General features: G+C 59.5%; 1 protein-coding gene and 1 pseudogene. One reads left to right on the top strand and one right to left on the bottom strand.

Translation table 11 applies throughout. The features are described from left to right. Positions 1-1,498 precede the first annotated feature (1,498 nt). A pseudogene (gene panB / locus AC0L3P_RS39425) lies at positions 1,499-2,362 on the bottom strand (3-methyl-2-oxobutanoate hydroxymethyltransferase). Positions 2,363-2,862: 500 nt separating this feature from the next. Here panB and AC0L3P_RS39420 point away from each other — a divergent pair. Further along, entirely contained in the window at positions 2,863-3,039 is a 177-nt protein-coding gene (locus AC0L3P_RS39420) for a hypothetical protein (RefSeq protein WP_473309387.1), read from the top strand. Positions 3,040-3,351: the final 312 nt, after the last annotated feature.

Here is a 3,351-nt window from a genome sequence, read left to right as displayed (position 1 = left end):
CTGCCGTAAACAACAAGTTCTTCATTTCTATTCTCATGTCTTGAGTGCCCCGAGCCTCGTGCGTCTTAACAACGTGCGCGCGAATTGCTGTAGCTGCGTAACAACATTCGCGCCGAAAGAAATGCGCGAACCGAACGCTGCGTTAGGTTCTGCGTTGCAGATCATTCCCAAGTGTCTCAGTGCTACATGCCGTGAGCGTAGATGGCGCAAAAGTAAGCGAACAAGCGGCCGCCGATTCAGCGGAGTAGGCGTACGGCAAGCCTGATCATGGAGAAGAGCGAAGTGCGCTTTGCGAGACCCTTGCTCTATCCCGTCCACCACGAAGGAGACATCTTGTACGCACTGCCGCCAGATATCGGTTACTTCAAGATTTGGTGCCGGCGCTTGGATGCGAGCGCGAGTAAGCCTTCTGGATCCGGCATCAGCCAGCCGAAATCGCTCAGCGCAATTGTCTCAAGGTCGTTGCACTGTCCACACCACTCCTGCCACCCGCAAAGCAGTTGGCAACGCGGCGCCACACACCTGAGCATCCAGCACGCTCATTCAGCTCCACCAGGAGGGCGAAGCAGTCACCTCCTTATGCGTGCCGGAGGCGAGATCGAGGTGTCCGTCCTCACGGGTACGCCGCTCGGCTCCATCTCTCGGCTGGAGCACCCGCTCAATGGCTTCGAGGACGAGCGGGAACGGTATCCGGTGGTCCAGGGATTGCACCGTAACGCTGCCTCGGAGCAGGCGCTCGAGGACGGCGAATTCGCTTGTCACGGCGGGGGGACTGAGAAGCGCCCAACCTCGCAAACCAGGCCAGGCGTGCAAGTCCGACGTTCGACCGCCGCCTGCGCCATTCCAGCCTGTCGTTCTGGCCTGCAAACCCTGCTTGTCGGATTAGACACGGATGCTCCGCTGCAGTTCGCACTTAAGGAACGGATGATCGGGGTTGTCGCAATCGTGACGAGCGCAGCTCGAGACCTGCGTCGATCCCACGGGAATGATGCCGATTAGCTCGCCGCGGCCATCTTGCCACGGCAAACGGCGCATCGCGGTCGCGATCGGGGCCGACGAGATCCTCGAACACAGGCCGCCTCAGCTTCTAAAGACACGCCAAGGTGCGCTCCGCGGGCATGGCACGACATGATCGAACCGGCTTGCGCTCCTCCGCCGCGGACCCGCACTTTCGGCAGGTCGGCCTGCCAACATCTCACCCCCGCCCTGCCTTTCGGATCACTTGGGCCTCGATCTGCCTTCGGCGGCAACCAAGCACGCGAGCACCCTGCCTTCGCGCCTTCTCGCTGCATCAATGGGTCGTCCGTGCCCGCCGCTATCAATTCACGCCGTTGCACACCGGCGGGCACAGATGATCTATCGGTCGAGCCGCATCGGGGCTTGGCGCGCCAAGTCGGCGATCTCGGCAAAGGCGGGCGCATCGAGCGATTGAGGGCCGCGCCACAATCAGTTGAACTCGAAAAGAGTTACACGCTCGCGCCGGTCTGAGTGAGCGAACTCAGGGGCCGTTCTGAGCATCTGTACGTTGCACTATCAAATCGAGCTCGAAGGACCAGTTTGCGATCAAATTGCCAAGGCCTTTCGGGTAGCCGGTAGCTTTCCTGAGGCCCCGGGAACGTTCCCACGCGAACATCCGCCGCCCAGCGCGATAACCCGTCCTGCATGAGCTGAAATCCCTCAGCGTACGCGCGAACGAATTTAGGCCGGTGGACGGTCGTCAATCCGAGCACATCATGCAAGACGAGCGCTCGCCCTGAGCATCCGGGTCTGGCGCCGATTCCGATCGTCGGTATGTCCATCAATTCGGCGACGCGAGCAGCAGGTTCACCGGGCATTCCCTCGAGGACGAGAGCAAAACATCCGACCTCTTGTAGACGGTGTGCGTCATCAGCAGGCCCAATGCATCATCGTGGCTGCCGCCCTGCACCTTGAAGCCCCCAATAGCCTAACACTTTGCGGCGTCAAGCCAAGATGGCCCGTAACAGCGATCTCACAACCGACCGAGGCGCGAACCATCTCGACACGGCTGGCACCTCCCTCGAGCTTCACCGCATCGGCACCGCGTTGCAGAAAGCCGCCCGCATTGCGGATAGTCTCCTCGGCGCCCAAGTGAAAGCTCATAAAGGGTATATCGGCGACTAGAAGAGCACCGGGTCTGGTGCGCGCGACCGCCTCTAAGTGGTGGTTCATCATCGCCATGTGACCGGAAGGGTGCTGTCAAATCCAAGACAGACGTTCCCGACACTGTCGCCAACGAGAATAATATCGATAATCGGATCGGCGATGCGAGCGGCGATCGCGTCGTAGGCGGTTGTCATTATGACGCGACGCCCTTCCCGCCCCATTTCTCCAGAACCGGAATGGTACGCGGTCAATAGGCGTCTTCGAAACATGACTCTTTTCAGCCCTGATCCGTCCTGCCCACCGGAACCGCTGACCCCAATTCGCGCTTACCATTTGCCACTAGTTAGGCTGAAAAAGCGGACAATAGTAGGGCGATGAAGCCAACAATGGCTTCTAATGGCAGCCGTGGCGCGCAAGATCTAATCCTCGCGCGATCGGCGCAAGTGCGGACGAAGCGCTCAGAACGCAATTCGCTTAGTCTTGGCGCCTCTCGATCTGCGAAACGCCGTCGTTATGGGTATCCACAATCCTCATGCGTCTGCGCTGCTCGAACGGACGCTTGTCGATGACCACAATGCCGCCTCCAGCTCAAACTGCGCGTCGTGCTTAGACGTTGCACCCCGGCCTGGCGGGCGGACGCAGGGTAGTGTGGGAGGTTTGATTGCGGCAGGACAGCTGGCTTGAACCTAGGCACCATAGGCGCATACTCGGCGGATGCTCGAGCAGCGACCAACGTTCATGGCTCGGAAAAATCCCGGACTTGGCTGGGGTGTCGATATTCTGTGGCCCGATGGCGAAACGGAAGCAATCAAGGGCTTTATTACGGAAGGCGACGCGGTCAAGTGGATTGCTGAGCACGAGCACTCTAAGGCGACGCAGGGAAATACAAACCAAGAATCATCCTTAGAGCATTAGAAATCCCGTCTACGCAGAATCGGTCGACTGACAGCACGCCGGGAGCCGGCGAAAGATACCGCCGTGCCCGTTGAGCGCGACAGTAACACGGCAACAGCTTGCGGTGCCCCCTTCAAAATTCGCCGCCTATTCCGCTGATGCTTCACGCGGTCAACGCGCCGTAATTTTTCCACGTTCTGGCAGTCCCGCCGCTTACACAAATGGTGCCCTTGTAGCCGCTGGCGATCGGATCGGTGTATTAGCATTACAGTTGCTTTTTTGATTTGAAGTGGGCGCGTTGAGCGGCAGCCTGGTGAGCTCTGCGCCAGAAGG

The organism is Bradyrhizobium sp. WSM4874, assembly GCF_055811835.1.
This window is presented reverse-complemented; position numbering and strand designations above follow the sequence as displayed.

Bases quoted from the DNA above. Each gene is read 5' to 3' on its own strand.
- AC0L3P_RS39420 (WP_473309387.1), top strand. From the start codon at position 2,863: ATGGCTCGGAAAAATCCCGGACTTGGCTGGGGTGTCGATATTCTGTGG.